Annotated in this window: 27 protein-coding genes; 22 read left to right on the forward strand and 5 right to left on the reverse strand. The window is 73.3% G+C overall.

Annotated elements, in window-relative coordinates; all coding sequences use genetic code 11:
* Positions 1–4: 4 nt before the first annotated feature.
* From AC0VX0_RS03700 to AC0VX0_RS03750, 11 genes are all read left to right on the forward strand, one after another.
* Positions 5–1,144 (forward strand): MraY family glycosyltransferase, encoded by a 1,140-nt coding sequence (locus tag AC0VX0_RS03700; RefSeq protein ID WP_060775726.1) that lies wholly within the window; start codon positions 5–7, stop codon positions 1,142–1,144.
* Positions 1,141–1,575, forward strand: a complete 435-nt coding sequence (locus tag AC0VX0_RS03705; RefSeq protein WP_221848317.1) for a hypothetical protein — start codon at positions 1,141–1,143, stop codon at positions 1,573–1,575. Before AC0VX0_RS03700 ends, AC0VX0_RS03705 begins: the two co-directional genes overlap by 4 nt.
* Before the next feature lie 231 nt (positions 1,576–1,806).
* Positions 1,807–2,607, forward strand: coding sequence for a F0F1 ATP synthase subunit A (atpB, locus tag AC0VX0_RS03710; protein WP_002857266.1), 801 nt, complete (start codon positions 1,807–1,809; stop codon positions 2,605–2,607).
* Between the two features lie 150 nt (positions 2,608–2,757).
* Entirely contained in the window at positions 2,758–2,973 is a 216-nt protein-coding gene (locus AC0VX0_RS03715; protein WP_002857264.1) for an ATP synthase subunit C, read from the forward strand.
* 84 nt (positions 2,974–3,057) lie between these two features.
* On the forward strand, positions 3,058–3,612 hold the full coding sequence (locus AC0VX0_RS03720) for a F0F1 ATP synthase subunit B (protein ID WP_002857262.1): 555 nt from the start codon (positions 3,058–3,060) through the stop codon (positions 3,610–3,612).
* The gene (locus AC0VX0_RS03725) at positions 3,609–4,424 is read left to right on the forward strand and encodes a F0F1 ATP synthase subunit delta (protein ID WP_052833434.1); all 816 of its coding nucleotides are present in this window, start codon (positions 3,609–3,611) and stop codon (positions 4,422–4,424) included. The genes AC0VX0_RS03720 and AC0VX0_RS03725 overlap by 4 nt, the downstream gene beginning before the upstream one ends.
* A gap of 90 nt (positions 4,425–4,514) precedes the next feature.
* Positions 4,515–6,149 carry a F0F1 ATP synthase subunit alpha gene (gene atpA / locus AC0VX0_RS03730; protein ID WP_036334989.1) on the forward strand — a complete coding sequence of 545 codons (1,635 nt, stop codon included), beginning with the start codon at positions 4,515–4,517 and terminating at the stop codon, positions 6,147–6,149.
* Between the two features lie 83 nt (positions 6,150–6,232).
* On the forward strand, positions 6,233–7,126 hold the full coding sequence (locus tag AC0VX0_RS03735) for a F0F1 ATP synthase subunit gamma (RefSeq protein WP_044659203.1): 894 nt from the start codon (positions 6,233–6,235) through the stop codon (positions 7,124–7,126).
* A 53-nt stretch (positions 7,127–7,179) separates the two neighbouring features.
* Positions 7,180–8,637, forward strand: a complete 1,458-nt coding sequence (atpD, locus tag AC0VX0_RS03740) for a F0F1 ATP synthase subunit beta (protein WP_070708778.1) — start codon at positions 7,180–7,182, stop codon at positions 8,635–8,637.
* 6 nt (positions 8,638–8,643) lie between these two features.
* Complete coding sequence (locus AC0VX0_RS03745) at positions 8,644–8,919, forward strand: F0F1 ATP synthase subunit epsilon (RefSeq protein ID WP_036313044.1); 276 nt, start codon at positions 8,644–8,646, stop codon at positions 8,917–8,919.
* A 34-nt stretch (positions 8,920–8,953) separates the two neighbouring features.
* Entirely contained in the window at positions 8,954–9,343 is a 390-nt protein-coding gene (locus AC0VX0_RS03750; RefSeq protein WP_230259842.1) for a DUF2550 family protein, read from the forward strand.
* 14 nt (positions 9,344–9,357) lie between these two features.
* On the opposite strand, the gene nucS is transcribed toward AC0VX0_RS03750, so the two are convergent.
* Positions 9,358–10,053, reverse strand: coding sequence for an endonuclease NucS (nucS, locus tag AC0VX0_RS03755; RefSeq protein WP_061867881.1), 696 nt, complete (start codon positions 10,051–10,053; stop codon positions 9,358–9,360).
* Between the two features lie 52 nt (positions 10,054–10,105).
* On the opposite strand from nucS, the gene AC0VX0_RS03760 reads away from it, so the two are divergent.
* Positions 10,106–10,465 carry a hypothetical protein gene (locus AC0VX0_RS03760; RefSeq protein WP_221844893.1) on the forward strand — a complete coding sequence of 120 codons (360 nt, stop codon included), beginning with the start codon at positions 10,106–10,108 and terminating at the stop codon, positions 10,463–10,465.
* A gap of 34 nt (positions 10,466–10,499) precedes the next feature.
* Here the strand turns inward: AC0VX0_RS03760 and AC0VX0_RS03765 are convergent, their stop codons facing one another.
* The gene (locus AC0VX0_RS03765; protein ID WP_221844894.1) at positions 10,500–11,813 is read right to left on the reverse strand and encodes an AI-2E family transporter; all 1,314 of its coding nucleotides are present in this window, start codon (positions 11,811–11,813) and stop codon (positions 10,500–10,502) included.
* A gap of 125 nt (positions 11,814–11,938) precedes the next feature.
* Here AC0VX0_RS03765 and AC0VX0_RS03770 point away from each other — a divergent pair, with 125 nt between their 5' ends.
* The 6 genes from AC0VX0_RS03770 (at position 11,939) to AC0VX0_RS03795 (ending at position 19,606) form a co-directional block, all read left to right on the forward strand.
* Positions 11,939–12,889, forward strand: a complete 951-nt coding sequence (locus AC0VX0_RS03770) for a co-chaperone YbbN (protein ID WP_312026041.1) — start codon at positions 11,939–11,941, stop codon at positions 12,887–12,889.
* Positions 12,890–12,953: 64 nt separating this feature from the next.
* Positions 12,954–13,778, forward strand: coding sequence for an ABC transporter ATP-binding protein (locus AC0VX0_RS03775; RefSeq protein WP_221844896.1), 825 nt, complete (start codon positions 12,954–12,956; stop codon positions 13,776–13,778).
* Positions 13,769–15,370, forward strand: coding sequence for a Tat (twin-arginine translocation) pathway signal sequence (locus AC0VX0_RS03780; protein ID WP_336638593.1), 1,602 nt, complete (start codon positions 13,769–13,771; stop codon positions 15,368–15,370). Before AC0VX0_RS03775 ends, AC0VX0_RS03780 begins: the two co-directional genes overlap by 10 nt.
* Positions 15,371–15,393: 23 nt before the next feature.
* Positions 15,394–15,738 carry a DUF3039 domain-containing protein gene (locus AC0VX0_RS03785; RefSeq protein ID WP_221845045.1) on the forward strand — a complete coding sequence of 115 codons (345 nt, stop codon included), beginning with the start codon at positions 15,394–15,396 and terminating at the stop codon, positions 15,736–15,738.
* On the forward strand, positions 15,731–17,551 hold the full coding sequence (locus AC0VX0_RS03790; protein ID WP_221845043.1) for a DEAD/DEAH box helicase: 1,821 nt from the start codon (positions 15,731–15,733) through the stop codon (positions 17,549–17,551). The genes AC0VX0_RS03785 and AC0VX0_RS03790 overlap by 8 nt, the downstream gene beginning before the upstream one ends.
* Positions 17,552–17,656: 105 nt before the next feature.
* Positions 17,657–19,606 (forward strand): heavy metal translocating P-type ATPase, encoded by a 1,950-nt coding sequence (locus AC0VX0_RS03795; protein WP_036313024.1) that lies wholly within the window; start codon positions 17,657–17,659, stop codon positions 19,604–19,606.
* Between the two features lie 9 nt (positions 19,607–19,615).
* On the opposite strand, the gene AC0VX0_RS03800 is transcribed toward AC0VX0_RS03795, so the two are convergent.
* The 3 genes from AC0VX0_RS03800 to AC0VX0_RS03810 form a co-directional block, all read right to left on the reverse strand.
* Positions 19,616–19,969: a GNAT family N-acetyltransferase gene (locus AC0VX0_RS03800; protein ID WP_036313021.1), complete on the reverse strand. Its 354-nt coding sequence runs from the start codon at positions 19,967–19,969 to the stop codon at positions 19,616–19,618.
* Between the two features lie 149 nt (positions 19,970–20,118).
* On the reverse strand, positions 20,119–20,802 hold the full coding sequence (locus tag AC0VX0_RS03805; RefSeq protein ID WP_221845041.1) for an isochorismatase family protein: 684 nt from the start codon (positions 20,800–20,802) through the stop codon (positions 20,119–20,121).
* Between the two features lie 3 nt (positions 20,803–20,805).
* Positions 20,806–22,158, reverse strand: coding sequence for a nicotinate phosphoribosyltransferase (locus AC0VX0_RS03810; protein WP_036313014.1), 1,353 nt, complete (start codon positions 22,156–22,158; stop codon positions 20,806–20,808).
* Positions 22,159–22,222: 64 nt separating this feature from the next.
* On the opposite strand from AC0VX0_RS03810, the gene clpS reads away from it, so the two are divergent.
* From clpS to AC0VX0_RS03830, 4 genes are read left to right on the forward strand one after another with little or no spacing between them, the layout of a single operon-like run.
* Positions 22,223–22,585: an ATP-dependent Clp protease adapter ClpS gene (gene clpS / locus AC0VX0_RS03815; protein WP_002857236.1), complete on the forward strand. Its 363-nt coding sequence runs from the start codon at positions 22,223–22,225 to the stop codon at positions 22,583–22,585.
* Between the two features lie 8 nt (positions 22,586–22,593).
* Positions 22,594–23,361, forward strand: coding sequence for a DUF2017 family protein (locus tag AC0VX0_RS03820; protein ID WP_036313009.1), 768 nt, complete (start codon positions 22,594–22,596; stop codon positions 23,359–23,361).
* Entirely contained in the window at positions 23,358–24,290 is a 933-nt protein-coding gene (gene murI / locus AC0VX0_RS03825; RefSeq protein ID WP_041103213.1) for a glutamate racemase, read from the forward strand. Before AC0VX0_RS03820 ends, murI begins: the two co-directional genes overlap by 4 nt.
* A complete protein-coding gene (locus tag AC0VX0_RS03830) occupies positions 24,287–25,102 on the forward strand; it encodes an MBL fold metallo-hydrolase (protein WP_115165143.1) in 816 nt (271 codons plus the stop codon). The genes murI and AC0VX0_RS03830 overlap by 4 nt, the downstream gene beginning before the upstream one ends.
* The last annotated feature ends 12 nt before the right edge of the window (positions 25,103–25,114 follow it).

The raw sequence follows: 25,114 nt of genomic DNA on the forward strand, positions 1-25,114 counted from the left end.
CCCCATGCGCGCGTATCTCGTCCTGGTCGTGGTCACGGCCGTCGCCTGCGGGGCCCTGACGCCCCTCATGCGCCGGCTGGGGCTGCGCGCGCGCGTGTTCACCCCGCTGCGCCAGCGAGACGTGCACCGGCACCCCGTGCCGAAGCTGGGCGGCGTGGCCATGGCCGCGGCCGTGCTGGTGGGATTCGCCGTCGGGGGAGTCGTGCCGTTCCTCCAGGGGATCTACGCGGACGACGCCGCGATGCGCGGGCTCCTGGTCGCCGTCGCCGTCGTGCTCGTCGTGGGCATCGCCGACGACATGTGGGACCTGCGCTGGTGGGTGAAGATGGCCGGCCAGGTGCTGGCCGGACTCGCGGTGGCCCTGGGCGGGATCCGCATCGAGGCGATGCCGGTGGGCTGGATCCCGGTGGGGAACGAGACCACGCAGGTCATCCTCACGGTGTTCGCCGTGGTGCTGACGATGAACGCGATCAACTTCGTGGACGGTCTGGACGGCCTGGCGGCGGGCGTCGCGCTGATCGGCGGCTCGGCCTTCTTCGTCTACTCGTATCTGCTGACGCGGACCATCAACCAGTTCGACTACGCCAACCTCGCCACCCTGCTCATGGCCCTGCTCGTCGGCGCGTGCGTGGGCTTCCTGCCGTGGAACCTGGCCCCGGCCCGCATCTTCATGGGCGAGGTGGGGGCCATGCTCATCGGCCTGCTGATGGCCGCGGCCGCGGTCGCCGTGACCGCGGACGTGAACGCCCTGGACGGGATGCGCTTCCGCAACGTCCCCGCCTACATGCCGATCCTGCTGCCCGTCGCCGTCCTCGCACTGCCGCTCGCGGACCTCGCCCTGGCCGTGCTGCGGCGGACGGCCAAGGGCACCAGCCCCTTCTCGGCGGACCGCGGGCACCTGCACCACAAGCTCGTGGACGGCGGCTACACCCAGGCGCAGGCCGTCGCGCTGCTCTGGCTCTGGGCGTTCCTCGTGGCCTGGGGCGCGGTGTCCCTGAACTTCGTGGACCACAGGATCGTCCTGCCCGTGCTCGCCGTGGCCCTGGCCGGAGCCGGCTACCTCACCCTGCATCCGCTCGTGGAGCGCCGTCGCGCGGTCCGGAACGACGCCGCGGCCCACCCGGACGAGCGGGGGGACGCGTGACCGGGGCGGGAGGTCGCCGACGCCGGCGCCGCTGGGAGAACCGCCGTGGCTGGTGGGGGATCCTCGGGTGGTCCCTGGCCGCGGCGGGGGCTGCCCTGGCGATCACGTGCGCCGCGTGGCTGCTCCCCGCCGGCGGGGAGGCGGCCGGGAGCGCCCTGCTGGGCGGCGGCGCGGTGCTCGCGCTCTCGGCGCTCACCGGGGCGACGACGGCACTCGTCTGGGACCGGGCGCGCGAGGCGGCGCTGCCGATCAGCGTGGGGCTGTTCGTGCTCAAGATCGCGGTGTTCGCGGTGCTGCTGGGGGTCCTGCCCCGCCCCGACTGGGTCCGGCCGGACGCGGCGGCGATCGCCGCCCTCGTGACGATCCTCGTCTGGCAGGCCGCGGAGGTCCTCGTCTTCGCCCGGACCCGCCGCGGGATCTACGCCGATTGACCCGCCCGAGGGGCGAAGACACGGAGCTGCGGGCCATGCCGTGGGCCCCTTCTGCGGTACGGAGCACGGGTCACCGTTTGGTATCGTTGGCGGCGAACACTTCGACGGCGCCCATATGCCGCCATCCGTGTCTCGCATCGCACCGGTACCCCCGCAATGTCGCGGCGCCCGCCTGTGGTCCGGGGACGAGGCTGCGGTCCCGTCGACTGCATCACTTCGGAGAGGAACCGCGTGCTGACCCTCGTGCTGGCCAACGCATCATTCGTGCCCCCCACCATCTCTGATGGTCACCTCCCGGAGATCTTCCCCTGGGGTGCGGAGTACGGCACCGGCTTCGGCAAGCAGATGCTGCTCGTCCTGCTCTCCGTGGTGCTCATCACCGCCTTCTTCGCGTGGGCCATGCGCCGTCCCCGGCTCGTGCCCGGCAAGGCCCAGTGGCTCGCCGAGTCCGGTTACTCCTTCGTCCGGAACGACATCGCGAAGGACATCCTGGGCGAGAAGAACTTCAAGCAGTGGGTCCCGCTGCTCTTCGCCATCTTCTTCTTCGTGCTGCTGAACAACCTGTTCGGCGCCATCCCGGTGCTGCAGCTGCCGACCTTCTCCCACGCGGGCGCCGCCTACGGCCTGGCCCTCATCGTCTACGCGATCTGGATCGGCGTCGGCATCAAGCGTCACGGCGTGCGCTACCTGAAGCTGGCCGTCGTGCCCTCCGGTGTGCCCGGCTGGATCCTGCCGCTGCTCGTGCCGCTGGAGATCATCTCCAACTTCATCGTGCGCCCCCTGACCCACTCCCTGCGTCTGATGGCCACCATGCTCTCCGGCCACATGATCGTGATGCTCGCCGGCGCCGGCGCCGCCTACCTGATCACGCAGACCGGCAGCCTGGCCCTGCAGGGCACCGGCATCCTGGTCATCCTCGGCTCGGTGGCCCTGTACTTCCTCGAGCTGCTGATCATGTACCTGCAGGCCTTCGTCTTCACGCTGCTGACCGCGATCTACATCCAGGGCGCGATCGACGCGAACGACCACTGATCTTCCGGGGCCGCCTCGGGCACGACCCAGGCGGCCGCGGTACGGCGGGAGAGCCCGCCACCAGTCTTCCCGGCCCTCCGCAGGAGGACCACCCGGGAGGCCGACCCTCCACAACCCGGCCGGACACCTCGGCCTCGTGAAAGGAACACCATGGAACTGCACGGTTCGCTCAACATGATCGGCTACGGCCTCGCCGCCATCGGCTCCGCCATCGGCGTGGGCCTGATCTTCGCCGCCTACATCAACGGCGTCGCCCGTCAGCCGGAGGCCCAGCGCATCCTGCAGCCGATCGCCCTCCTGGGCTTCGCGCTCGCCGAGGCCCTCGCCATCCTGGGCCTCGTCTTCGCCTTCGTCATCGGCGCCTGACGCGCCGCGTCCACGGAGCGCCCGCACGGTGAGACCGTCGGTGCTCCCTCTCCACAGGACTCTTGACCGAAGGATGGTTGAAACATGATCAGCAACGGACTGATCCTCGCGGCGGCTGAGGGGGCCAACCCCCTGATCCCCAACCCGTGGGAGATCCTCGTCGTCGTGGTGGGCTTCGCCCTGCTCATGTTCATCGTCATCAAGTTCATCGTCCCGACCCTCGAGAAGTCCTACCAGGACCGTGTCGAGGCGATCGAGGGCGGTCTGGCCAAGGCTGAGAAGGCCCAGGCCGAGGCGAACGCGATGATGGCGGACTACGAGTCGCAGCTGGCGGACGCCCGCACCGAGGCGAACCGCATCCGCGAGGATGCCCGCACCGAGGCCGCCGAGATCGTGGCCGAGGCGCGCGAGCGCGCGACCGCCGAGGCGACGCGCATCTCCGAGCAGGCGCAGGCGCAGATCGCCGCCGAGCGTCAGCAGGCCGCCGCGCAGCTCAAGGGCGAGGTCGGCTCGCTGGCCACGACCCTGGCCGGCAAGATCGTGGGCGAGTCCCTCGAGGACGACGCCCGCTCGCAGCGCGTGGTCGACCGCTTCCTGGCTGACCTGGACCGTCACCAGAGCGCAGGTGTCGCCGAATGATGACGGGCGCATCGAGGGACTCCCTGGCCGCCTCCCTGGAGGCCGTCGGTCCGGTGCTGGACGAGGGCGGCGTGGCCCTGGCACGCGAGCTGTTCGGCGCGCTGGACGTGGTGGACGAGCACGGCGCGCTGCGCCGCGCCCTGACCGACCCCGCCTGGACCACCGAGCGCCGTCACGGCCTCGTCGACTCGCTGTTCGGCGCCCGGGTGACCCCCGGTGCACTGCAGGTCCTCAAGGACCTGGCCGGCCGCCGCTGGTCGGCGGAGCGCGATCTCGGGGACGCCCTCGAGACGGTGGCCGCGCACGCGGCCGCCGCGGAGGCCGCACGCGGCGGACATGCGGGCCTGGCCGCCCTCTCGGGCGAGCTGCTGGCCTTCAACCGCACGGTGGAGGACTCGCACGAGGTGCAGCGGGCGCTCACCGATCAGCACGCACCCCTCGAGGCACGGGCCGCTCTGGCCGGTCGTCTCCTGGGCGAGTCGGCCAGCCCGGCCGGCCGACTGCTGGTCGAGCGCGCCGTCTCGGCCCCGCGCGGCCTGAAGCCGTCGGCCGCGGTCCGCAAGGCCGCAGACGTCGTCGCCGAGCGGCAGCGCCAGTGGATCGCCGAGGTGACCGTGGCCCGGCCGCTCGAGGCCGAGCAGCAGGAGCGGCTGGCCCTAGGCCTGCGCCGCGCCTTCGGCCGCGATCTCGTCATGGACGTGACGGTGGACCCCCACGTGGTGGGCGGCATCCGCGTCCAGGTCGGCGACGACGTCGTCGACGGGTCCATGGCCTCGCGCCTCCACGACCTCCAGCGGCGGATGGCCGGCTGACGCCGGCTTCCGCCCGCATCCGGAACACCCACGAACGTAAGCATCATCGTCACGTCGATGATCACCAAGCACAGAGAGCAGGGACTGCAGATGGCCGAATTGACCATCAACGCTGACGATGTCCGCAATGCCTTGAACGATTTCGCGGCATCGTACGAACCGTCGGGCACCGATCGCACCGAGGTCGGCCGTGTCATCTCCGCGGCGGACGGCATCGCTCGTGTGGAGGGTCTGCCCTCCGTCATGGCGAACGAGCTGCTGCGCTTCGAGAACGGCATCCAGGGCCTGGCCCAGAACCTCGACACCCGCGAGATCGGTGTCGTCGTCCTCGGCGAGTTCCAGGAGATCCGCGAGGGCATGGAGGTGCAGCGCACCGGCGAGATCCTCTCCGTCCCGGTGGGCGACGCCTTCCTGGGCCGCGTGGTGGACCCGCTGGGCCAGCCCATCGACGACCTGGGCCCGATCGAGGCCGAGGGCCGCCGTGCCCTCGAGCTGCAGGCGCCGACCGTGACCGAGCGCAAGTCGGTCCACGAGCCGCTGCAGACCGGCATGAAGGCCATCGACGCCATGATCCCGATCGGCCGTGGCCAGCGTCAGCTGATCATCGGTGACCGCCAGACCGGCAAGACCGCGATCGCCGTCGACACGATCCTCAACCAGAAGGCCAACTGGGAGTCGGGCGACGTCGAGAAGCAGGTCCGCTGCGTCTACGTGGCCGTGGGCCAGAAGGCCTCCACCATCGCCGGCGTCCGCGCCACGCTGGAGGAGCACGGCGCCCTGGAGTACACCACCATCGTGGCCTCCCCGGCGTCCGACCCGGCCGGCTTCAAGTACCTCGCCCCCTACGCCGGCTCGGCCATCGGCCAGCACTGGATGTACGGCGGCAAGCACGTGCTGATCATCTTCGACGACCTGTCGAAGCAGGCCGAGGCCTACCGCGCCGTCTCCCTGCTGCTGCGCCGCCCGCCGGGCCGCGAGGCCTACCCGGGCGACGTCTTCTACCTGCACTCCCGGCTCCTCGAGCGCTGCGCCAAGCTCTCGGACGAGATGGGCGCGGGCTCGATGACCGGCCTGCCGATCATCGAGACCAAGGCGAACGACGTCTCGGCCTACATCCCGACCAACGTTATCTCCATCACCGACGGCCAGATCTTCCTGCAGTCGGACCTGTTCAACGCCAACCAGCGTCCCGCCGTGGACGTGGGCATCTCGGTGTCCCGCGTGGGCGGCGCCGCCCAGGTCAAGGCCATGAAGAAGGTCTCCGGCACGCTGAAGCTGGACCTGGCGCAGTACCGCGACCAGCAGGCGTTCTCCATGTTCGCCTCGGACCTGGACCCGGCCACCCGCCGCCAGCTCGCCCGCGGTGAGCGCCTCATGGAGCTGCTCAAGCAGCCGCAGTACTCGCCCTACCCGGTCGAGGAGCAGGTCGTGTCCATCTGGGCCGGCTCCAAGGGCCACCTCGACGAGGTGCCGGTGCAGGACGTGCTGCGCTTCGAGCGCGAGTTCATCGACCACCTGCGTCGCCACACCTCCGTCCTGACCGACATCGCCTCCACCGGCAAGCTCGAGGACGGCACCGTGTCCGCGCTCGAGTCGGCCGTCGCCGAGTTCTCCAAGGGCTTCCAGTCCTCCGAGGACGGCGGCGTGCAGGCCGGCCACGAGGAGCACCGCGCGATCGAGCAGGACCAGGTCGCGCAGGAGCAGATCACCAAGCAGAAGCGCTGACCGCCGGTCGGTGAGGGAGCGGTCCGGCGTCGGACCCCACGGGGACGACGCCGGACCGCCCTCCCGCCAGGGAAAGGACCACCATGGGAGCCCAGATCCGGGTCTACCGTCAGAAGATCGCGTCGACGTCGTCGATGAAGAAGATCTTCAAGGCGATGGAGCTGATCGCCACGTCTCGCATCACCAAGGCACGTGAGCGCGTCAGCGCGTCGCTGCCCTACGCGAACGCGATCACCCGCGCCGTCTCGGCCGTGTCGAGCCAGCACGACATCGATCATGTCCTCACCACGGAGCCCGAGAACCCGACCCGGGCGGCCGTGCTCATCATGTCCTCGGACCGCGGCCTCGCCGGCGCGTACTCCGCGAACGTGCTGCGCAAGGCCGAGCAGCTCCTCTCCCGCCTCGGCGAGGAGGGCAAGGACGTGGACGTGTACGTCGTCGGCCGCAAGGCGCAGACGTACTTCGACTTCCGCGGCCGCGGCTACAAGAAGCTGTGGACCGGTCAGACGGACGCCCCCGTCGCCGAGCGCGCCGCCGAGATCGGCGAGGTGCTCGTGGACGCGTTCCTCACGGACACGGCGGACGGCGGCGTGGACGAGATCCACGTCGTGTTCACCGAGTTCGTCTCGCTCGTGAAGCAGAACCCCCACGTGGTGCGCCTGCTGCCCCTCGAGGTCGTCGAGGAGGAGGCCGCCACCGCCGAGGACGTGCTGCCGCTCTACGAGTACGAGCCGGACGCGGAGGAGGTCCTCGACGCGCTGCTGCCCAAGTACATCGAGTCGCGCATCTTCAACGCGATGCTGCAGTCGGCGGCCTCGGAGCTCGCCAACCGTCAGCGCGCCATGAAGTCGGCGGGCGACAACGCCACGAGCCTCATCAAGGACTACACCCTCCTGATGAACAACGCCCGTCAGGCCGAGATCACCCAGGAGCTCACCGAGCTCATCGCGGGCGCGGACGCGCTCAACAACTCCTGAGCCCGTTCGGGACTCACCAGACTCGCCATCCACACACGATAGAAGTGAGAGAGATGACTGCCACCATCACTGACCAGGGCACCGGGACCCCCACCGGCGGTGCCACCGGACGCGTGTCCCGCGTCATCGGCCCCGTGATCGACGCCGAGTTCCCGGCCAACGCGATGCCGGAGATCTACAACGCGCTGACCACCGAGATCGACCTCAACGGCCAGCGCCGCACGGTCACCTTCGAGGTCGCCCAGCACCTCGGCGACAACATGGTCCGCGCCATCTCCCTGCAGTCCACCGACGGCCTGGTGCGCGGCACCGACGTCGTGGACACCGGTGCCCCCATCTCGGTGCCGGTCGGCGACGCCGTGAAGGGCCACATCTTCAACGTGCTCGGCGAGACCCTGGACATGCCGACCTCGCAGCTGCAGGCCGAGGACCGCTGGCCGATCCACCGCCCGGCCCCGAACTTCGCGTCCCTCGAGGGCTCCACCGAGATGCTGGAGACCGGCATCAAGGTCATCGACCTGCTGACCCCCTACATCAAGGGCGGCAAGATCGGCCTGTTCGGCGGCGCCGGCGTGGGCAAGACCGTGCTCATCCAGGAGATGATCACCCGTGTGGCCCGCAACTTCGGCGGCACCTCCGTGTTCGCCGGCGTCGGCGAGCGCACCCGTGAGGGCAACGACCTCTGGGTCGAGATGGAGGAGGCGGACGTCCTCAAGGACACCGCCCTCGTGTTCGGCCAGATGGACGAGCCGCCGGGCACGCGTCTGCGCGTGGCCCTGTCCGCGCTGACCATGGCGGAGTACTTCCGCGATGTGCAGAACCAGGACGTGCTGCTGTTCATCGACAACATCTTCCGCTTCTCGCAGGCCGGCTCCGAGGTCTCCACGCTGCTGGGCCGCATGCCCTCCGCCGTGGGCTACCAGCCGAACCTGGCGGACGAGATGGGCGTGCTCCAGGAGCGCATCACCTCGACCCGCGGCCACTCCATCACCTCGATGCAGGCCGTGTACGTCCCCGCGGACGACTACACCGACCCGGCCCCGGCCAACGTGTTCGCGCACCTGGACGCGACCACCAACCTGACCCGTGACCTCGCGTCCCGTGGCCTGTACCCGGCCGTGGACCCGCTGGCCTCGACCTCGCGCATCCTCGACCCGCAGTACGTGGGCCAGGACCACTACGACGTGGCCATCCGCGTGAAGCAGATCCTCCAGAAGAACAAGGAGCTGCAGGACATCATCGCGATCCTCGGCGTGGACGAGCTCTCCGAGGAGGACAAGATCACCGTGGGCCGCGCCCGCAAGATCGAGCAGTTCCTCTCGCAGAACACCTACACCGCCAAGCAGTTCACCGGCGTCGAGGGCTCCACCGTGCCGGTCAAGGACACCGTCGAGGGCTTCAAGGCCATCGCCGACGGCGACCTGGACCACGTCGCGGAGCAGGCCTTCTACAACGTGGGCGGCCTGGACGACGTCGAGCGCGAGTGGGCCAAGATCCAGGCCGAGGGCTGATCGATCATGGCTGAGCTCAACGTCGAGATCGTCTCCGAGGAGCGGTCCATCTGGTCGGGCGCCGCGTCGGCCGTGTCGGCGCGCACCGTCAACGGTGAGATCGGCATCCTCCCGGGCCACACCCCGATGCTGGCCGTCCTCGGCGACGGCGAGGTCGTGGTGCGGACCACGGACGGCGGCACCGTCACCGCGCAGGCCCGCGGCGGCTTCTTCTCCGTGGACCACGACCGTGTCGTGATCGCCGCGACGTCCGCCCGGCTGGGCGACGCCGCGGCGGCCTGACGCGGCGCGGCAGGACCTGACGGTGGAGGGCCCGGTGCTCATCGCCTCGGCGACCGTGGTGGCAGTCATCGTGCTGTCGGCACTCGCCCTGGTGATGCGGCGCCGGGCCCTCGCCCGTGTCACGGCCGCCTTCCCGGCGGTCCTGGAGCGGGAGGGCCCGGGGCGTGAGCGCGTGATCGGCGTGTACGACGAGTCCCGCCTGCGCCTCACCGGGGGCTGGCGCCTCTCGCGGGAGCGCTGGAGCGCGGACCGGAGCCGCCTGCAGATCGACCGCCTCCCGGCGGACGAGGCCGGCCGGGCCGTCCTGGAGCTGAGCGCCGGCACACGTCCGGTGCGCGTCGTCGTCGACCCCGACGACGCCGGCGCCCTGCGCGCCTGGAGCGAGGCGGGGCCGTCCGCGGCGTCGTCCTTCTGGCGTCGCTGAGCCCGCCCGGCCCCTCAGAACAGGCGGGACTCGGCGTCGTCCACGCCGCGCATCGCGTCGTAGTCGAGGGTGACGCAGCGGATGCCGCGGTCCTCGGCGAGGGTGCGGGCCTGGGGCTTGATCTGCTGGGCCGCGAACACCCCGCGCACGGGCGCCAGGAGCGGGTCCCGGTTCATCAGCTCGAGGTAGCGGGTGAGCTGCTCGACCCCGTCGATGTCCCCGCGGCGCTTGAGCTCGACCGCCACGGTGCCGCCGTCGGCGTCGCGGGCCAGGATGTCCACGGGGCCGATCGCCGTCATGTACTCGCGGCGCACGAGGGTGTGGCCGTCGCCGAGCAGGCTGATCTGCTCGGCCAGCAGACGCTGCAGATCCGCCTCCACGCCGTCCTTGACGAGGCCGGGGTCCACGCCGAGCTCGTGGGAGTCGTCCGCCAGTACTTCCTCGATGAGCACGACGAGCCGGTCGTCGGACTTCTTGGCCTGAACGCGCCAGACCTGCGTCACCCCCTGGTCGGCCTGATCGGGGGAGGGCTCCTCCACGTGCAGGGTCGCGGGCGGCGACATCCAGTTGAGGGGCTTGTAGGAGCCGCCGTCGGAGTGCACCAGCACCGAGCCGTCCGCCTTCACCATGAGCAGGCGGGTGGCGGTGGGCAGGTGGGCGTTCAGGCGGCCCTCATAGGTCACGGAGCAGCGGGCAATGACGAGTCGCACCGGTCCATCCTAGGCGGACCGTGCCCACCGGCTCGTGTGTCAGCATGGGGGCATGCCCCGTTCGAACCGCCCCCGCCGCTCGTCCGCGCCTCGGCGGAGTGAGCGCGGGGCCTCCGGCGTCTCCCGGCGGTCCCGGCCGTCGCCGGGGCGGTCCGACCCGCTCGAGGAGCTCCTCGGCCTGGACGCGGGCTACTCGCGCCAGTCCGGGTCCGACGGCGGCTGGCACGTCCGGCAGATCCCCGCGTGGCGCGCGGTGAAGGACTACACGTGCCCCGGCTGCGGTCGGGTGATCCGGCAGGGCCAGGCGCACCTCGTGGCCTGGCGCGCGGACTGGATCATGGGGGACGAGGACGCGGGGGCGGACCGGCGGCACTGGCACCCGGTGTGCTGGCGCACCCGCCCGGGCCGCTGACCGCGACGGTCCGGGCCGCGCCGCCGTCGTGGGCCTACCGGGCGTCCTGGCGGGGGATGAAGACCTCGCGGACCAGCAGCAGCAGCGCGGCGGCGAGCGGGATCGCCATGAGGGCGCCGAGGACGCCCAGCAGCGCGCCTCCGGCGATCACCGCGATCACGGCCACGGCCGCCGGCACGGACACCGCGCGTGCCATGACGCGCGGCGAGATGACGTAGGCCTCGATCTGCAGGTAGGCGAAGTAGATGGCCGCGAACACGGCGGCGGTCTGCCACGAGGTCAGCAGGCTCACGAGGGTCAGCAGCGTGCCGCCGATCGCGGCGCCCACCAGCGGGATGAACGCCATGAAGGCGGCGATCGCGGCGAGCAGGACGGCGAAGGGGGCGCCGGCGATGGCCAGCGCCGTGAACGCCACCGCGCCGTTGAGGGCGGCCACGAAGGACTGGCCCATCACGTAGTGGCCGACCGAGGAGGTGATCTGCTCGGACAGCGCCTCGATCCGGGGCCGGCGCGAGCACGGTGCGAGCCGGTAGGCCCAGTACTTCATGTGCGGCAGGGAGGAGAGGAAGTACAGCGTCAGCACGACCACCACGAGCACCGAGAAGATGGCGTTCAGCACGGTCTGGCCGAAGCCGAGGAGCCCGCCGAACAGGTCGGTGACGGCGACGCCGTCGGCGGCGAGGCGCTCGGTCTGGGCGCGAACGGCCTCCTGGAGGTGGAACTCCTCGTCGAGCTGCACGAACCACTCGGCCCCCATCACCCCGTCGATGATGGCCGGCAGGTCCTGGACCAGCTGCGTGGACTGCTCGATCACCGTGGGGACCAGGAGGGCGACGAACGCCCCGGCCACGGCGGCCAGGCCGAGCGCGGCCGTGAGCACGCCGACCCAGCGGGGCGCGCCCCAGGACTCGACCCGGCGCACCAGCGGATCCAGGCCCAGGGCGATGAACAGGGCCGCGGCGATCCACACGATCAGCTGCCCGTTCGTGCGCAGCACCGAGACGACGCCGATGGCCAGGGCCACGCCGACCGCGAGCAGGAAGCCGGTCAGCACGGGGGGCGCGACGGCCACGGCCGCGACCGCCGGATCCGCAGCGCCGTCGGCGGGGACCGACTCGGGGTCCACCCGGTCCTCCTCGAGGAAGGGTCGGCGCCGCCGCAGGACGGAGCCCAGGCGGGGCAGTCGACGACGCCCGGCGGGCGTCGGCCCGTGCGACGGCGGCGCGGCGGCCACCCCGACCGGCTCCACGGGGATGCCGGCCACGGGCGGCTGCTCGGTGCCCTCGGGCTCGGCCGGGGCGCGGACGCCGGCGGCGTCCGGGCCGGATGCGGTCTCCTTCTCCTCCACGCGCTCAGCGTACGTCAGGGCCCCGGCCTGACCGCGCCGCGCCGGGGAGGCTACCGTGGGGCGCAGTGACAACGCCCCTCGCGCCGGCGACGGGGCGGACCCGGACCGGAAGGATCGTGACCGACGTGACCGCCCAGCCCCCCTCCGACGCCCCGTCCCACCTGCGCGGCGCCGTCGACCTGTCCTCGCTCGGCACCCCGGCCCCGGCCGGGCGGACCGCGCCGGGGGCCGACGCCGGCGGCGGCTCGTGGGTGATCGCGGACGCCGACCAGGGTCTGCTGCAGCAGCTGGTCCAGCTCTCCGCCCAGGTGCCGGTGCTGCTGCACCTGCACGTGCCCGGGGACGCGTCGAGCGAGGCGCTCTACCGGCAGTTCGCGGACGCGGTCGACGCCCAGGCGGGACGGCTCGTGCTCGCGCGTCTGGACGTGGCGAAGGAGCCCGCCGTGCTGCAGGCGCTGGGCCTGGGGGCCGCCCCCGCGGTCATGGCCGTGGTGGCGGGGCAGCCGGTGCCGCTGGTCAATCAGGAGGTGCCGGAGGAGACGCTGCGCCAGCTCATGGGGGAGATCCTCGAGGTGGCCCGTCAGAACGGCGTCGCCGGCACCGTGCCCCCCGTCGCCCCGGCGCGCCAGGACGCCGACGCCGCGGCTGCGGAGGCTCCGCCCGTGCCGCCGCTGCACCGGGCCGCCCATGAGGCCCTCGCCGCCGACGACCTGCCCGGGGCCGTCTCGGCGTGGGAGGCGGCGCTGGCCGACAGCCCCGCGGACGCCGTGGCCCAGCAGGGCCTGTCCGCGGCCCGCCTCATGCTGCGCACCCGTGACGCCGACGCCGCGGCGGTGCGCGCGGCCGCCGCGGACGGCCCGGACGACGTCGCCGCCCAGCTCGCCGTCGCCGACCTGGACGTGCTCGGTGGCCACGTGGAGGACGCCTTCGCCCGGCTCGTGCGGTTCATCGCCCTCCACCCCGGCGACGACCGCGAGACGGCGCGCGCCCACCTCGTGGACCTCTACACCGTGGTGGGCACGGACGATCCCCGTGTGCAGGCCTCGCGGCGTCGGCTGGCCGCAGCGCTGTTCTGAGGGACCCTCAGTTCATCCCTGAGGAGGACGCCGTGTCCGCCTGACGGTGGGTAACGTCCCAGGCATGACTCCGCATGCGTCCGAGCCTGCCCCCGCCCACCTGGCGGCCGCCGCCCGTCGGCGTGCGGCCGACGCCCCCGATCCGGACCTCGCCCTCGTCACGCGCGGGCTGACCCAGCGGTTCGGGGACAAGCTGGCGCTGGACGCGCTGGACCTGGACGTCCCGGCCGGATCGTTCTTCGGGGTGGTCGGGCCCAACGGGGCGGGCAAGACCACGGCCCTGTCGATGGCCACCGGGTTGCTGCGCCCGGACCACGGCCGCGCCTGGATCCACGGCGTCGACGTGTGGGAGCAGCCCCTCGAGGCCAAGCGACGGGTCGGCGTGCTCGCCGACGGCGTGCGCACCTTCGACCGCCTCACGGGCGCGCAGCTCGTGACCTACGCCGGGCTGCTGCACGGGCTCGACGCGGACACCGTGGCCGAGCGGACCGCGGACCTGCTGCGGGTGATGGACCTGGAGGACGCCGGCCGCAAGCTCGTGGCCGACTACTCCGCCGGCATGACCAAGAAGGTGTCCCTGGCGGCCGCCATGGTCCACGCCCCGGACCTGCTCGTCCTAGACGAGCCGTTCGAGGCCGTGGACCCGGTCTCCGCCGCGAACATCCGGGACATCCTGCACTCGTACGTGGAGCGGGGCGGCACCGTGATCGTCTCGAGCCACGTGATGGACCTCGTCCAGCGCATGTGCACCCACGTCGCCGTGATCGCGGCCGGGACGCTGCGGGCCGCCGGCACGCTCGAGGAGGTCCGGGACGGGCGCGACCTCGAGGACCGCTTCGTGGACCTCGTCGGCGGCCGCCACGGCTCGGAGGGGCTGGCATGGCTCTGACGCTCGTCCGACTGCGCTGGACGCTGACCCTGAACCAGTGGCGGCGGTCCCCGTTCACCCTGGTGATGAGCGTGCTCGGCGCGCTGTACGTGCTCGGCATGGCCGCCGTGGCGGTGACGCTGCTCGTCACGGGCCTGCCCGCCCTGCCGGACGAGGCCCGCGGCGCCACGACCGTGCTGGTCGCCGCCGTCGTGGTGCTCGCCTGGCTCGTCATCCCGCCGTTCGTCACGGGCGTGGACGCCACCCTCGACCCGCACAGCTTCGTGCTCTTCCCCGTCCCTGCCCGCACCCTCATCGCCGGGCTGGTCCTGAGCGCCTTCACGACGCCGGTCGGGCTCGCCACGCTGACCGTGCTGGTGGGCCTGGGGGCCAGCTGGTGGGACCGGCCGGCCGCGCTGGCGGCGGGCCTGGCCGGGGGCGCGCTCACCGCGGTGACCGCCGTGGCGATCGGCTCCGGCCTCGCCGGCCTCCTGGCCGCCTACGCGAGCCGGCGTCGGGTGCGGGACGTCGTCTCCGTCCTGCTGTTCATCCCGCTCATGCTCGGCGGCGTCGCCCTCTCGCAGGCCATCGCGTCGTTCGAGGACTTCCTGGCGATCGCGCCCCAGATCGCCCGCGGCGCGGCGTGGACCCCGTTCGGGGCGGGCCCCGCCGCGGCGTGGGCGGCCGCCGAGGGCCGCGGCGCCGCCGTCGCGCTCCACCTCGCGGTGGCGGCCGCCTGGTGCCTGGCCGCCCTGGCCCTGTGGCACCTGGCCGTGCGCCGCACCGTGGAGCCGGTGGCCGTGGGCGGCGGTCGGTCCCGTCGCGTCGCCGCGGGCGCGGACCCGACGCCGCTGCGCTGGCTGGGCCGACCGGCCACGGGCCCGCGCACCGCGATCGCGGCCCGCGCCCAGCGCTACTGGCTGGCCGACCCGCGGTACGCGGCCGGGCTCATCATCATCCCGCTCATGGCCGTCCTGCTGTGGTTCACCGGGGGCATGGCCGGGGAGGGGGGTCCCGGACTGGGCCTGCTGCTGGTCCTCGGGCCGATCACCGCCTGGTCCCTGGCCTACTCGATCTCCGCGGACATCGCCTACGACCACACGGCGTTCCACCTGCACGTCGTCTCGGGCGTGCGGGGCGTGGACGACCGCTGGGGCCGGGTCCTGGGCCTGGCGGGCTGGGGCGTGCCGATGATCCTGCTCGTGACGACGGCGACGGTGGCGGCGGCGGGGGACTGGTCCCTGCTGGCGCCGATGCTGGGCCTGGCCCTCGGCCTGTTCGGGACGACCGCCGGGCTGTCCGCGTTCGTCTCCGCCCGCTTCATCTACCCGGTTCCGAAGCCGGGGGACAGCCCGTTCGCGACGCCGCAGGGCGCGGCCATGCGCACGATGCTCGTCCAGGGCGCCGCGATGCTGGTCAGCCTGGCGCTCGCGGTGCCGTTCCTGGTGCCCTTCGTCGTCCGGCTCGTCACCGGGGCCGCCGTGTGGGGGTGGGTGACGGTGGCGCTCGGGCTCGCGTGGGGCGCCGTCGCGCTGTGGCTGGGCGTGCGCCTGGGGGCGCGCTGGTACGACCGCGCGCAGGCTGAGACCTACCAGGCCGTGGCCGCCTTCTGAGGGGCGCGGCTAGACTGGCCCGCATGAGTGTGACCGGCGAACCCGACCTGAACGACCCCTTCGCGCCCGCCGGCGGCGGCATGTCCGTCCTCGAGCGTGAGGAGCTGCGCCAGGAGATCGAGCCGGGCGACCACGAGCGCTTCGCCCACTACGTCCGCAAGGAGAAGATCACGGAGTCCGCCGTCACCGGTGCCCCCGTGATCGCCCTGTGCGGCAAGGTGTGGGTGCCGGGCCGGGACCCGAACAAGTTCCCCGTGTGCCCCACGTGCAAGGAGATCTACGAGGGCCTGCGCGAGCCGCAGGACGGCGGCGACGGCGACGGCGGCGGCAAGCGCGGTGGCTGGTTCGGAGGCCGCGGCCGTGGCTGACGGCCGCTCCCTGACGAGCGGCACCCCGGACGGCAGCGTCCAGCACGACCTGTTCCACATCGGCGAGGACCTTCCCCCCGCCATGCCCGAGCGCGCGGCGTGGGGGACGGCCCCCAAGCTGCGCCAGTGGCAGCAGGAGGCGCTGGAGCGCTACCTCCAGACCGCCCCGCAGGACTTCCTGACGGTCGCGACCCCCGGCGCGGGCAAGACCACGTTCGCGCTGCGCGTGGCCAAGATCCTCCTGGACTCCGGCGTGGTGCAGCGGCTGACCGTCGTCGCGCCCACGGACCACCTCAAGCGCCAGTGGGCGGACAACGCCGCGCGCGTGGGCATCGCGATCGACCCGAACTTCAAGAACGCCGACGGGCGGCACGGCGCCGAGTACCGCGGGGTGGCGCTGACGTACGCCCAGGTGGCGAACAAGCCCGTCCTGCACCGCAACCGCACCGAGGCCGCCAAGACGCTGGTGATCCTGGACGAGATCCACCACGGCGGCGACGCCCTGAGCTGGGGCGAGGGCATCCGTGAGGCGTTCGAGCCGGCCACGCGGCGGCTGTCCCTGACCGGCACGCCCTTCCGCTCGGATACCGCCTCCATCCCCTTCGTCCGCTACGAGCTCGGCCAGGACGGCATCGAGCGCTCCAAGGCCGACTACACGTACGGCTACGGGCCGGCGCTGCGCGACCACGTGGTCCGCCCCGTGATCTTCATGGCCTACTCGGGCCAGATGCGCTGGAAGACCTCCACCGGCGAGGTCATGGAGGCCCAGCTCGGCGAGGCCGCCACGAAGGACATCACCGCCTCCGCCTGGCGGACCGCGCTGGACCCGGCGGGAGAGTGGATCCCCTCGGTGCTGCGCGCTGCGGACCGCCGGCTCACCGAGGTGCGCCGCAACGTCCCCGACGCCGGCGGTCTCGTGATCGCCACGGACCACCAGGACGCGCGCGCGTACGCCGCGCAGCTCGAGGCGCTGACCGGCCAGCGGCCGGCCGTGATCCTCTCGGACGACAAGGGCGCCTCGGATCGCATCGAGGAGTTCGCCGCGTCGGACGAGCGGTGGATGGTGGCGGTGCGCATGGTGTCCGAGGGCGTGGACGTGCCCCGCCTGTGCGTGGGCGTGTACGCCACGTCCACGTCCACGCCCCTGTTCTTCGCCCAGGCCGTGGGCCGCTTCGTGCGCTCCCGCCGGCGTGGGGAGACCGCCTCGGTGTTCCTGCCGTCCGTGCCCGCGCTCATGCTGCTGGCCAACGAGATGGAGCTCGAGCGGGACCACGCGCTGGACCGCAAGGAGGGCGCCGTCGACGTCGAGGACCTCGAGGACGCCCCCGAGGAGGACCTCATCGCGGAGGCCAACCGGGCCGAGAGCGGCTCGGACGCGCTGACGCGGGAGAAGTTCGAGGCCCTCGAGTCCCGGGCGAGCTTCGACAAGGTGCTCTTCGACGGCGGCGAGTTCGGCCTCGGCGGCGCCGTCGGCTCGGAGGAGGAGCAGGACTTCCTCGGCATCCCGGGCCTGCTGGACGCCGAGCAGGTCTCCGCCCTGCTGCGGCAGCGGCAGGCCGAGCAGATCCAGCGCCGGCCGCGTGCGCAGGCGGCCGAGCCCGCCGACGTCGTGGACCACCGGCGGATGAAGGAGCTGCGCTCCGAGCTGTCCAAGACGGTGTCCGCCTGGGCGGCCCGTTCCGGCCAGCCGCACGGGGTGATCCACAACCGCCTGCGGGAAATCTCCGGCGGCCCCGCCGTGGCCCAGGCCTCCCGCGAGCAGCTGGAGAAGCGGCTGAGCACCCTGCGCGGGTGGTTCGTCGGCCGGACCTGAGGTCCGCCGGGAGCGCGGGGGCGCCCGCGGGCCGAGGTTCGCCTCCCCTGGCTGGCACCCGGCACGGGGACGGGCTGGAATGGGGGCACGATGTCAGGAGTCGCCATGCCCGTGTCCGCCCCGTCCCCGTCGTCGTCGCGCCCCGCCGTCCTCGGCTTCGCCGCGCGGTACCCGTGGGTGCTCGCGACGCTGGTCGTCGTCGCCCTCACCCTCGGCCTGCACCTGGCGGGGGCGGAGGATCCGGCGCGCTGGATCGCCTCGGCGTATGCCCTGGTGGTGGCCGCGTGGACCTCGGTGGGCATGGTCAGGGACCTGATGCGCGGGCACTGGGGTGTGGACATCCTCGCCGTCACCGCGATCGTCGCCACCGTGCTGGTGGGGGAGCACCTCGCCGCCGTGCTCGTCTGCCTGATGCTCACCGGTGGGGAGGCCCTCGAGGACTACGCGGCCGGCCGCGCTCGGCGGGATCTGTCCGCCCTGCTGGACCGCGCCCCGCAGCGCGCGCATCGCCTGGGCCCGGACGGCTCCGTGGAGGACGTGCCGGTGGAGGAGGTGCGTGCCGGCGACCGGCTCCTGGTGCGTCCCGCCGAGGTGCTTCCCGTGGACGGCACCGTGGCTTCCGCCGAGGACGGCGGGGAGGTCGCCGTGGACCTGGACGAGTCCTCCCTGACCGGCGAGTCCCTGCCCGTCACGCACCGCACCGGCTCGGCCGTGATGTCCGGCGCGCTCAACGGCACCCGCGCCTTCGTGCTCGAGGCGACCGCCTCCGCGGCCGACTCGCAGTACGCGGCCATCGTCTCCCTCGTGCAGCAGGCGGCCGAGTCCCGCGCCCCCATGGTGCGCCTGGCCGACCGCTACGCCGTGCCGTTCACCGCCGTCGCCTACCTGATCGCCGGCCTGGCCTGGTGGCTGTCCCAGGACCCGGTCCGCTTCGCCGAGGTGCTCGTGGTGGCCACGCCGTGTCCGCTGCTCATCGCCGCTCCGGTGGCCTTCCTCGGCGGCATGTCCCGCGCCGCCACGTCCGGGGTGATCGTGAAGTCGGGTGGGACCATCGAGGCCCTCGGCTCCGTGCAGACCGTGGGCTTCGACAAGACCGGCACCCTCACCGCCGGCCGCCCCGAGCTGGTCGGCGTGCGCCCGGCCGCCGGCTTCGCCCAGGACGAGCTGCTGCGCCTGGCCGCCTCCGCCGAGCAGTACTCCGTGCACGTGCTCGCCGACGCCATCCGCGCGGCGGCCGAGGAGCGCGGGCTGTCCCTGGCGACCGCGCAGGATGCCACGGAGGAGGCCACCCACGGGGTCGTGGCGGTGCTCGAGGGTCGGCGCGTCGTCGTCGGCAAGCGCGCCTACGTCACGCAGGCCGCCCCGGACACCGTCACCGCCGACCTCGCCCCCGGTCAGTCCGCCGTCTACGTGGCCGTGGACGGCGCCTTCGCCGGCGTCCTGCTGCTGGCCGACCGCATCCGCCCCGAGTCCGCCGCCACCGTGCAGGCGCTCCACCGCCTCGGCGCACGACAGGTCCTCATGCTCACCGGCGACGCCGAGGCCACCGGACGGCACATCGCCAGGGAGGCGGGCATCGACGAGGTCCACGCGGACCTGCTGCCCGCGGACAAGGTCCGCCTGCTCTCCGAGCGCCCGGAGCGCCCGGTGATGATGGTCGGCGACGGCGTCAACGACGTCCCCGTGCTCGCCGCCGCGGACGTGGGCGTGGCCATGGGCGCCCGCGGCTCGACCGCCGCCTCCGAGTCCGCCGACGTGGTGGTGCTCGCCGACGACGTCTCCAAGGTCGCCGTCGCCGTGGCCGCCGGCCAGCGCACCCTGCAGGTGGCCACGCAGTCGATCTGGGTCGGCATCGCGCTCTCCCTGGTCCTGATGGTCATCGCCGCCACGGGCGCCATCCCGGCTCTGGTCGGCGCGCTGTTCCAGGAGCTCGTGGACGTCGTGGCCATCGTCAACGCGCTGCGCGCCATGAAGCCCGGCCCGCACGAGGCCGAGCGGCTCGGCGATCTCGCCGCCGCCCCCGCCCGGGGGGAGCGGCAGGCCGTGTCGGCCTGAGCGCCGGGCTCAGCCGTCCCGGGACTGGAAGCGCACGAAGGCGCGCAGCTCGTCACCCTCCACGTCACGGGACTCGCGGAATCCATGGGCCTCGTAGAAGGCGCGCTGGCGCTCCTCGGTGTCCGTGAGCAGCACGTGCTGACGCACCTGGCCGAACCGGGCGAAAACGCGGCGCAGCAGCTCGGAGGCGATGCCGCGGCGCTGGTGCCCCGGATCCACGAGGATGTCCTGCAGGTAGGCGATGGTGTGGCCGTCGGAGACCACGCGGGCCAGACCGACCAGACGGCCGCCGTCGGCGGCGGGGATCACCCCGGAGAGGTAGCGGATGCCGTCCCGGTCTGCGGCGATGGGGGAGTCGGTCATGGCTGCTCTCCTCGTCTGCGTCGGGCACCGGCTCCGGCACGCCCGCCGGGGCCGCGTGCCTCCATCATGCCGCATCGAGTGACATTCGTCACTGTCTCGGCGTGCGGCGCCTCAGAGGCGACGCCGGTGCCGCTCGGGGCCGAACCCGCTCACGAGGTCGCCAGGATGGCCCCGGCGGCCTCCATCTCGTGGAGCGCGGCCTGGGCGGCCGCCTCGTCGACGCCGGCCACCAGGTCGGTCAGCACGGTGACCTCGTAGCCGGCGTCGAGGGCGTCGAGCACGGTGGCGCGCACGCAGTGGTCCGTGGCGATGCCCACCACGGTGATCGCGTCCACGCCCTGCTCACGGAGCCACTCGTCGAGGCCGGGGGCGCCGGACTCGACGGCGGCCGCGGCCACGGCGGTGGCCCCGTACGGGCCGACGGTCCCGGAGGGGCGCTCGCCCGCGGCCCCGGTCGGGACGGCGTCGGGCTCGCCGAGGGCGCCGTCGAAGCCGGAGTAGGCGTCCGTGTGCAGGCCCTTGAGGAACTCGGCGTCGAGGTGCTCGGCGTCCAGGTCGGGATGCAGCTCGGCGCCGGCGGTGCCGGACACACAGTGCACCGGCCAGGTGGTGCGGAAATCCGGCTCGGCGCCGGTGGCCGCGGCGAAGTGCGTGCCCGGGTCGACGTGCCAGTCGCGCGTGGCTGCCACGGACGCGTAGGCGTCCGCGTGCTCGGCCAGGTGCTCGCTGACCCCGGCCGCGACGGCGGCGCCGCCGGTCACGCCGAGGGCGCCGCCCTCGCAGAAGTCGTTCTGCACGTCCACGATCACCAGGGCGCGGTTCAGGTTCTCCATGGGTCAGTCCTCCAGGAAGATGGTCGGGATGGCGGGGTCGCCCGGCTGCAGGCGGCCCACCGAGGCGGGCAGCTCGCGCAGGGAGGCGGCGTGCCGCTCGGCGGCGCGGGTGACGGCCTCGGGGCCGGTCCAGCCCTCGGCCAGCTCGCCGGCGTGCACGAAACGGTGCAGCAGGGGACGGTCGTCGGCGTCGGGCGCGGCGCCGCGGTTGACGCCGATCACCTCGGCGGTGGCCCGGCCCCGCGGGTCGCGGCGGCGCGCGGCCTCCTTGCGGCCGCCCCGGCTGGCCTTGCCGGAACTGGCCTTGGCCACGTCCACCCACGTGCCGTCGTCGTCCTGGCGGGCCACGAGCTTGTAGACCATGGAGGCGGTGGGCGCGCCGGACCCGGTGACCAGGCGCGTGCCCACGCCGTACGAGCTGACGGGGGCGGAGCGCAGGGCGGCGATCGCGTACTCGTCCAGGTCCGAGGTGACCATGATCCCGGTCTCGGTGTTGCCCAGCTCGTCGAGCAGCTCGCGCACGCGGTGGGCCTGGATCACGAGGTCGCCGGAGTCGACCCGGACGTTCCGCAGGGCCGGGCCGGCAACCTCGACCGCGGTGCGCACGCCCTGCTCCACGTCATACGTGTCCACGAGGAGGGTGGTGTCCGCCCCGAGCGCGGCGACCTGGGCCTCGAAGGCGGCGCGCTCCGAGTCGTGCAGCAGGGTGAAGGAGTGGGCGGCGGTGCCGACGGTCGGGATGCCGTACCGGCGGCCCGCCTCGAGGTTCGAGGTGGCGGTGAAGCCCGCGATGGCCGCGGCGCGGGCGGCGGCCACGGCAGACTCCTCGTGCGTGCGGCGCGAGCCCATCTCGGCGCACGGGCGGCCGTCCGCGACGGCCGTCATGCGGGAGGCTGCGGAGGCCACGGCGGAGTCGTAGTTGTAGATGGAGAGCAGGTAGGTCTCCAGGATGCACGCCTCGGCGAACGTCGACTCCACCTGCAGGAGGGGGGAGTGCGGGAAGTAGGCCTCGCCCTCGGCGTAGCCCACGATGTCACCCGTGAACTCGTAGTCGGCCAGCCAGGCCAGCGTGGCGTCGTCGAGGGCGGTGGTGTCCGCGAGGAAGTCGAGCTCGGGCGTGTCGAACCGGAAGCGGGACAGGCCCTCCAGCGCGCGGCCCACGCCGGCCACCACGCCGTAGCGGCGGCCGCTGGGCAGGCGTCGGGTGAACAGCTCGAAGCGGGAGCGGCGGTGCGCGGTGCCGGCCTTCAGCGCGGCCTGGAGCATGGTCAGCTCGTAGTGGTCGGTCATCAGCGCCGTGGGGATCTGCCAGTCGTCGGCGGTCCGCGGGGCGCTGGGCACGGGGTTCTGGCTCACGCCCCCACCCTAGTGGACCGTGGCGGGGCCGGTCCTGGCCCGCCCGCCTCGTACACTGGGGCGCATGTCCGTGCTGACCCGCCACGATCCGTCCGCGCCGCGCGCCGTGCGTCCGGCGCCGGGTGAGTCCGTCCCCGCCGGCGCCACCGACACCGCCCTGCTGGAGCGGCCTCACGAGGACACAGCCCGGGACCGGCCGTGGAACGTGGTGGTGTGGAACGACCCGGTGAACCTGATGAGCTACGTGGCCTACGTGTTCCGCACCCACTTCGGCTACTCCGCGGCCAAGGCGCAGCGGCTCATGCTCGAGGTCCACGAGCGGGGCCGGTCCGTGGTGGCGACGGGCACCAAGGAGAAGGCCGAGCTGCACGTGGGCGCGATGCACGGCTACGGGCTGTGGGCCACGCTGGAGCAGGCGGAGGACTGAGGAGGGGCATGGCAGAACGGTTCCGCTGGACGCGGCGGGGGTACACGGCGCAGCTGGAGCTGCCGGAGGTGCGCCTGCTGCGCGGGCTGGTCAGGGACGTCGTCGCCCTGCTCGAGGGCCGACGCGCGGACGTGCGCCCCGCCGAGGCGGACCCCGCCGAGGCCCCGGCCGCCGAGGACGGCGTCGACACGCCCGAAGATCCCCCGGCGGCGCCGCCGTCCGTGTCCGCCGCGCAGGACGCGGGCCCCGTGGCCGGGCTGGACGCGTCCGACGCCGCGTTCTGGGGGCTGGTCTCCGGGCTGCACCTGAGCCAGGACCCGGAGCCGCAGCGTTCGGCCCCCACCGACCCGGCCGTCGCACGCCTCCTGCCGGATGCGATGCCCCAGGCCGGCGCCGCCGAACAGGGCGCCCACCGGGCCCTGACCGAGGACGCCCTGTCGGAGGGGAAGCTCGCGGACGCGCGCCTGGCCCTCGAGCTGCTGCGCTCGACGCGCGTGGAGGTCCCGCACGACCAGGCGCCGGCCTTCGGCCGCGCGCTCAACGACGTGCGCCTCGTCCTCGCGGCCCGCCTGGGCGTCGAGACCGAGGAGGACGCCGCCCGCGTGCACGCCGTGGACGACTGGCGCAGCGCGGAGGACGTCGAGTCCACCATGGCCCTGCTCTACAACTTCACCTCGTGGCTGCTGGAGACGCTCATGACGGAGATGCTCAGCGAGCTGCCCGAGGGCTCGGACGAGTCCGCGCCGGGCGCCGGGGACGCGGAGGGCGAGCAGTGAGCGGCCAGCGCGCCGCCGTGGACGCCGCCGCGCCGATCGGCGTGTTCGACTCGGGCGTGGGCGGGCTGACCGTGGCCCGGGCGATCATGGACCAGCTGCCCCACGAGTCCATCCTCTACGTGGGCGACACGGAGCACTCGCCGTACGGCCCGCGGCCCATCGCCGAGGTACGGGCCCTCGCCCTGGCGATCATGGACGAGCTCGTCGCGCGCGGCGTCAAGGCGCTCGTGATCGCGTGCAACTCCGCGTCGGCCGCCGTGCTGCGCGACGCCCGCGAGCGCTACACGGGAGGCCACGGCATCCCCGTGATCGAGGTGATCCAGCCCGCCGTGCGCCGCGCCGTGGCAGCCACCCGCACGGGCCGGATCGGTGTGATCGGCACCGAGGCGACCGTCGGGTCCCGCGCCTACGAGGACTCGTTCTCGGCCGCCCCGCACCTCGAGATCACCTCGGTCGCGTGCCCGCGGTTCGTGGAGTTCGTGGAGGCCGGCATCACCACCGGCCCCGAACTGCTGGAGACCGCCCGGGAGTACACGGCCCCGCTGCGTGCGGCGGGCGTGGACACCCTCGTGCTGGGATGCACCCACTACCCGCTGCTGACCGGCGCGCTCTCCCTCGTGATGGGGGAGGACGTCACGCTCGTCTCCTCCGCGGAGGAGACCGCCAAGGACCTCTACCGGGAGCTGGTCCGCCTCGGCCTCGAGCACCCCCACTCGGCCGCGGGCTCCGGCCAGGCCACCCGCCACCGCTTCGCCGCCACCGGCGACCCCGACCACTTCCAGGCCCTCGCGCGCCGCTTCCTCGGACCCGAGGTCGAGTCCGTGCGACGCCTGGAGACGATCGGCGCGCCCCGCCCCGCGGCCGCGCCGGTCCCGACGCGCTCGGCGGCCTCCGTCCGGCCGGGCCCCGAGCAGGAGGGTGTGACGTGAAGCTGACCATCATCGGGGCCTCCGGGTCCTTCCCCGGCCCGGGCTCGCCCGCCTCGTGCTACCTCCTCACCGCCGAGGGCGTGGCCGAGGACGGCGTCACCCCGCGCACGTGGCGGATCCTGCTCGACCTCGGCAACGGCGCCCTCGGCGTGCTGCAGCGCTACGTCGAGCTCGAGGACCTGGACGGCATCCTGCTCTCCCACCTGCACCCGGACCACTTCATGGACCTGTGCGGGATGCACGTGGCCATCCGCTGGAACCCGGCCGGCTGGGGACGCGGCCGGCTGCCCGTCTACGGACCCGCCGGCACCGCCGACCGCATCGCCGAGGCGTACGGGATGGACCCCGAGCCGGGGATGCACCAGGACTTCGAGTTCCGGTGCTGGGCCGCCGGCCGCACCGAGCGGCTCGGTCCGTTCCGGTTCACCCCGGTCCCCGTGCGCCATCCCATCGACGAGGCCTACGCGATCCGGGTCGAGGTGGACCGCGTCGACGACGACGGCGACGTCACCACCCGCGTGCTCACCTACTCCGGGGACACCGACGCATGTGAGGGGCTCGTCGAGGCCGCGCGGGACGCGGACGTGTTCCTGTGCGAGGCCGCCTTCCACGAGGGCCGGGACGACGGCATCGACGGCGTCCACCTGACCGGCCGACGGGCCGGCGAGACGGCGGCGCAGGCCGGGGCCCGGAAGCTGCTGCTCACACACCTGCCGGTGTGGAACGATCCGCAGCGCGCCGTCCAGGAGGCCCGCGAGGTGTACGACGGCCCGCTGGCCGTCGCCGTCTCGGGGCTGAGCTACGGCGTCTGAGGGCGTGCCTAG

Source organism: Micrococcus sp. iso_26 (assembly GCF_056172975.1).

Coding starts and splice junctions, on each gene's coding strand:
- AC0VX0_RS03795 (WP_036313024.1), top strand. CDS start 17,657: ATGCCCGTGTCCGCCCCGTCCCCGTCGTCGTCGCGCCCCGCCGTCCTC.
- AC0VX0_RS03735 (WP_044659203.1), top strand. CDS start 6,233: ATGGGAGCCCAGATCCGGGTCTACCGTCAGAAGATCGCGTCGACGTCG.
- AC0VX0_RS03800 (WP_036313021.1), bottom strand. CDS start 19,969: ATGACCGACTCCCCCATCGCCGCAGACCGGGACGGCATCCGCTACCTC.
- AC0VX0_RS03760 (WP_221844893.1), top strand. CDS start 10,106: ATGCCCCGTTCGAACCGCCCCCGCCGCTCGTCCGCGCCTCGGCGGAGT.
- clpS (WP_002857236.1), top strand. CDS start 22,223: ATGTCCGTGCTGACCCGCCACGATCCGTCCGCGCCGCGCGCCGTGCGT.
- AC0VX0_RS03725 (WP_052833434.1), top strand. CDS start 3,609: ATGATGACGGGCGCATCGAGGGACTCCCTGGCCGCCTCCCTGGAGGCC.
- atpA (WP_036334989.1), top strand. CDS start 4,515: ATGGCCGAATTGACCATCAACGCTGACGATGTCCGCAATGCCTTGAAC.
- AC0VX0_RS03745 (WP_036313044.1), top strand. CDS start 8,644: ATGGCTGAGCTCAACGTCGAGATCGTCTCCGAGGAGCGGTCCATCTGG.
- AC0VX0_RS03775 (WP_221844896.1), top strand. CDS start 12,954: ATGACTCCGCATGCGTCCGAGCCTGCCCCCGCCCACCTGGCGGCCGCC.
- AC0VX0_RS03715 (WP_002857264.1), top strand. CDS start 2,758: ATGGAACTGCACGGTTCGCTCAACATGATCGGCTACGGCCTCGCCGCC.
- AC0VX0_RS03720 (WP_002857262.1), top strand. CDS start 3,058: ATGATCAGCAACGGACTGATCCTCGCGGCGGCTGAGGGGGCCAACCCC.
- AC0VX0_RS03700 (WP_060775726.1), top strand. CDS start 5: ATGCGCGCGTATCTCGTCCTGGTCGTGGTCACGGCCGTCGCCTGCGGG.
- AC0VX0_RS03780 (WP_336638593.1), top strand. CDS start 13,769: ATGGCTCTGACGCTCGTCCGACTGCGCTGGACGCTGACCCTGAACCAG.
- AC0VX0_RS03805 (WP_221845041.1), bottom strand. CDS start 20,802: ATGGAGAACCTGAACCGCGCCCTGGTGATCGTGGACGTGCAGAACGAC.
- atpD (WP_070708778.1), top strand. CDS start 7,180: ATGACTGCCACCATCACTGACCAGGGCACCGGGACCCCCACCGGCGGT.
- AC0VX0_RS03785 (WP_221845045.1), top strand. CDS start 15,394: ATGAGTGTGACCGGCGAACCCGACCTGAACGACCCCTTCGCGCCCGCC.
- AC0VX0_RS03820 (WP_036313009.1), top strand. CDS start 22,594: ATGGCAGAACGGTTCCGCTGGACGCGGCGGGGGTACACGGCGCAGCTG.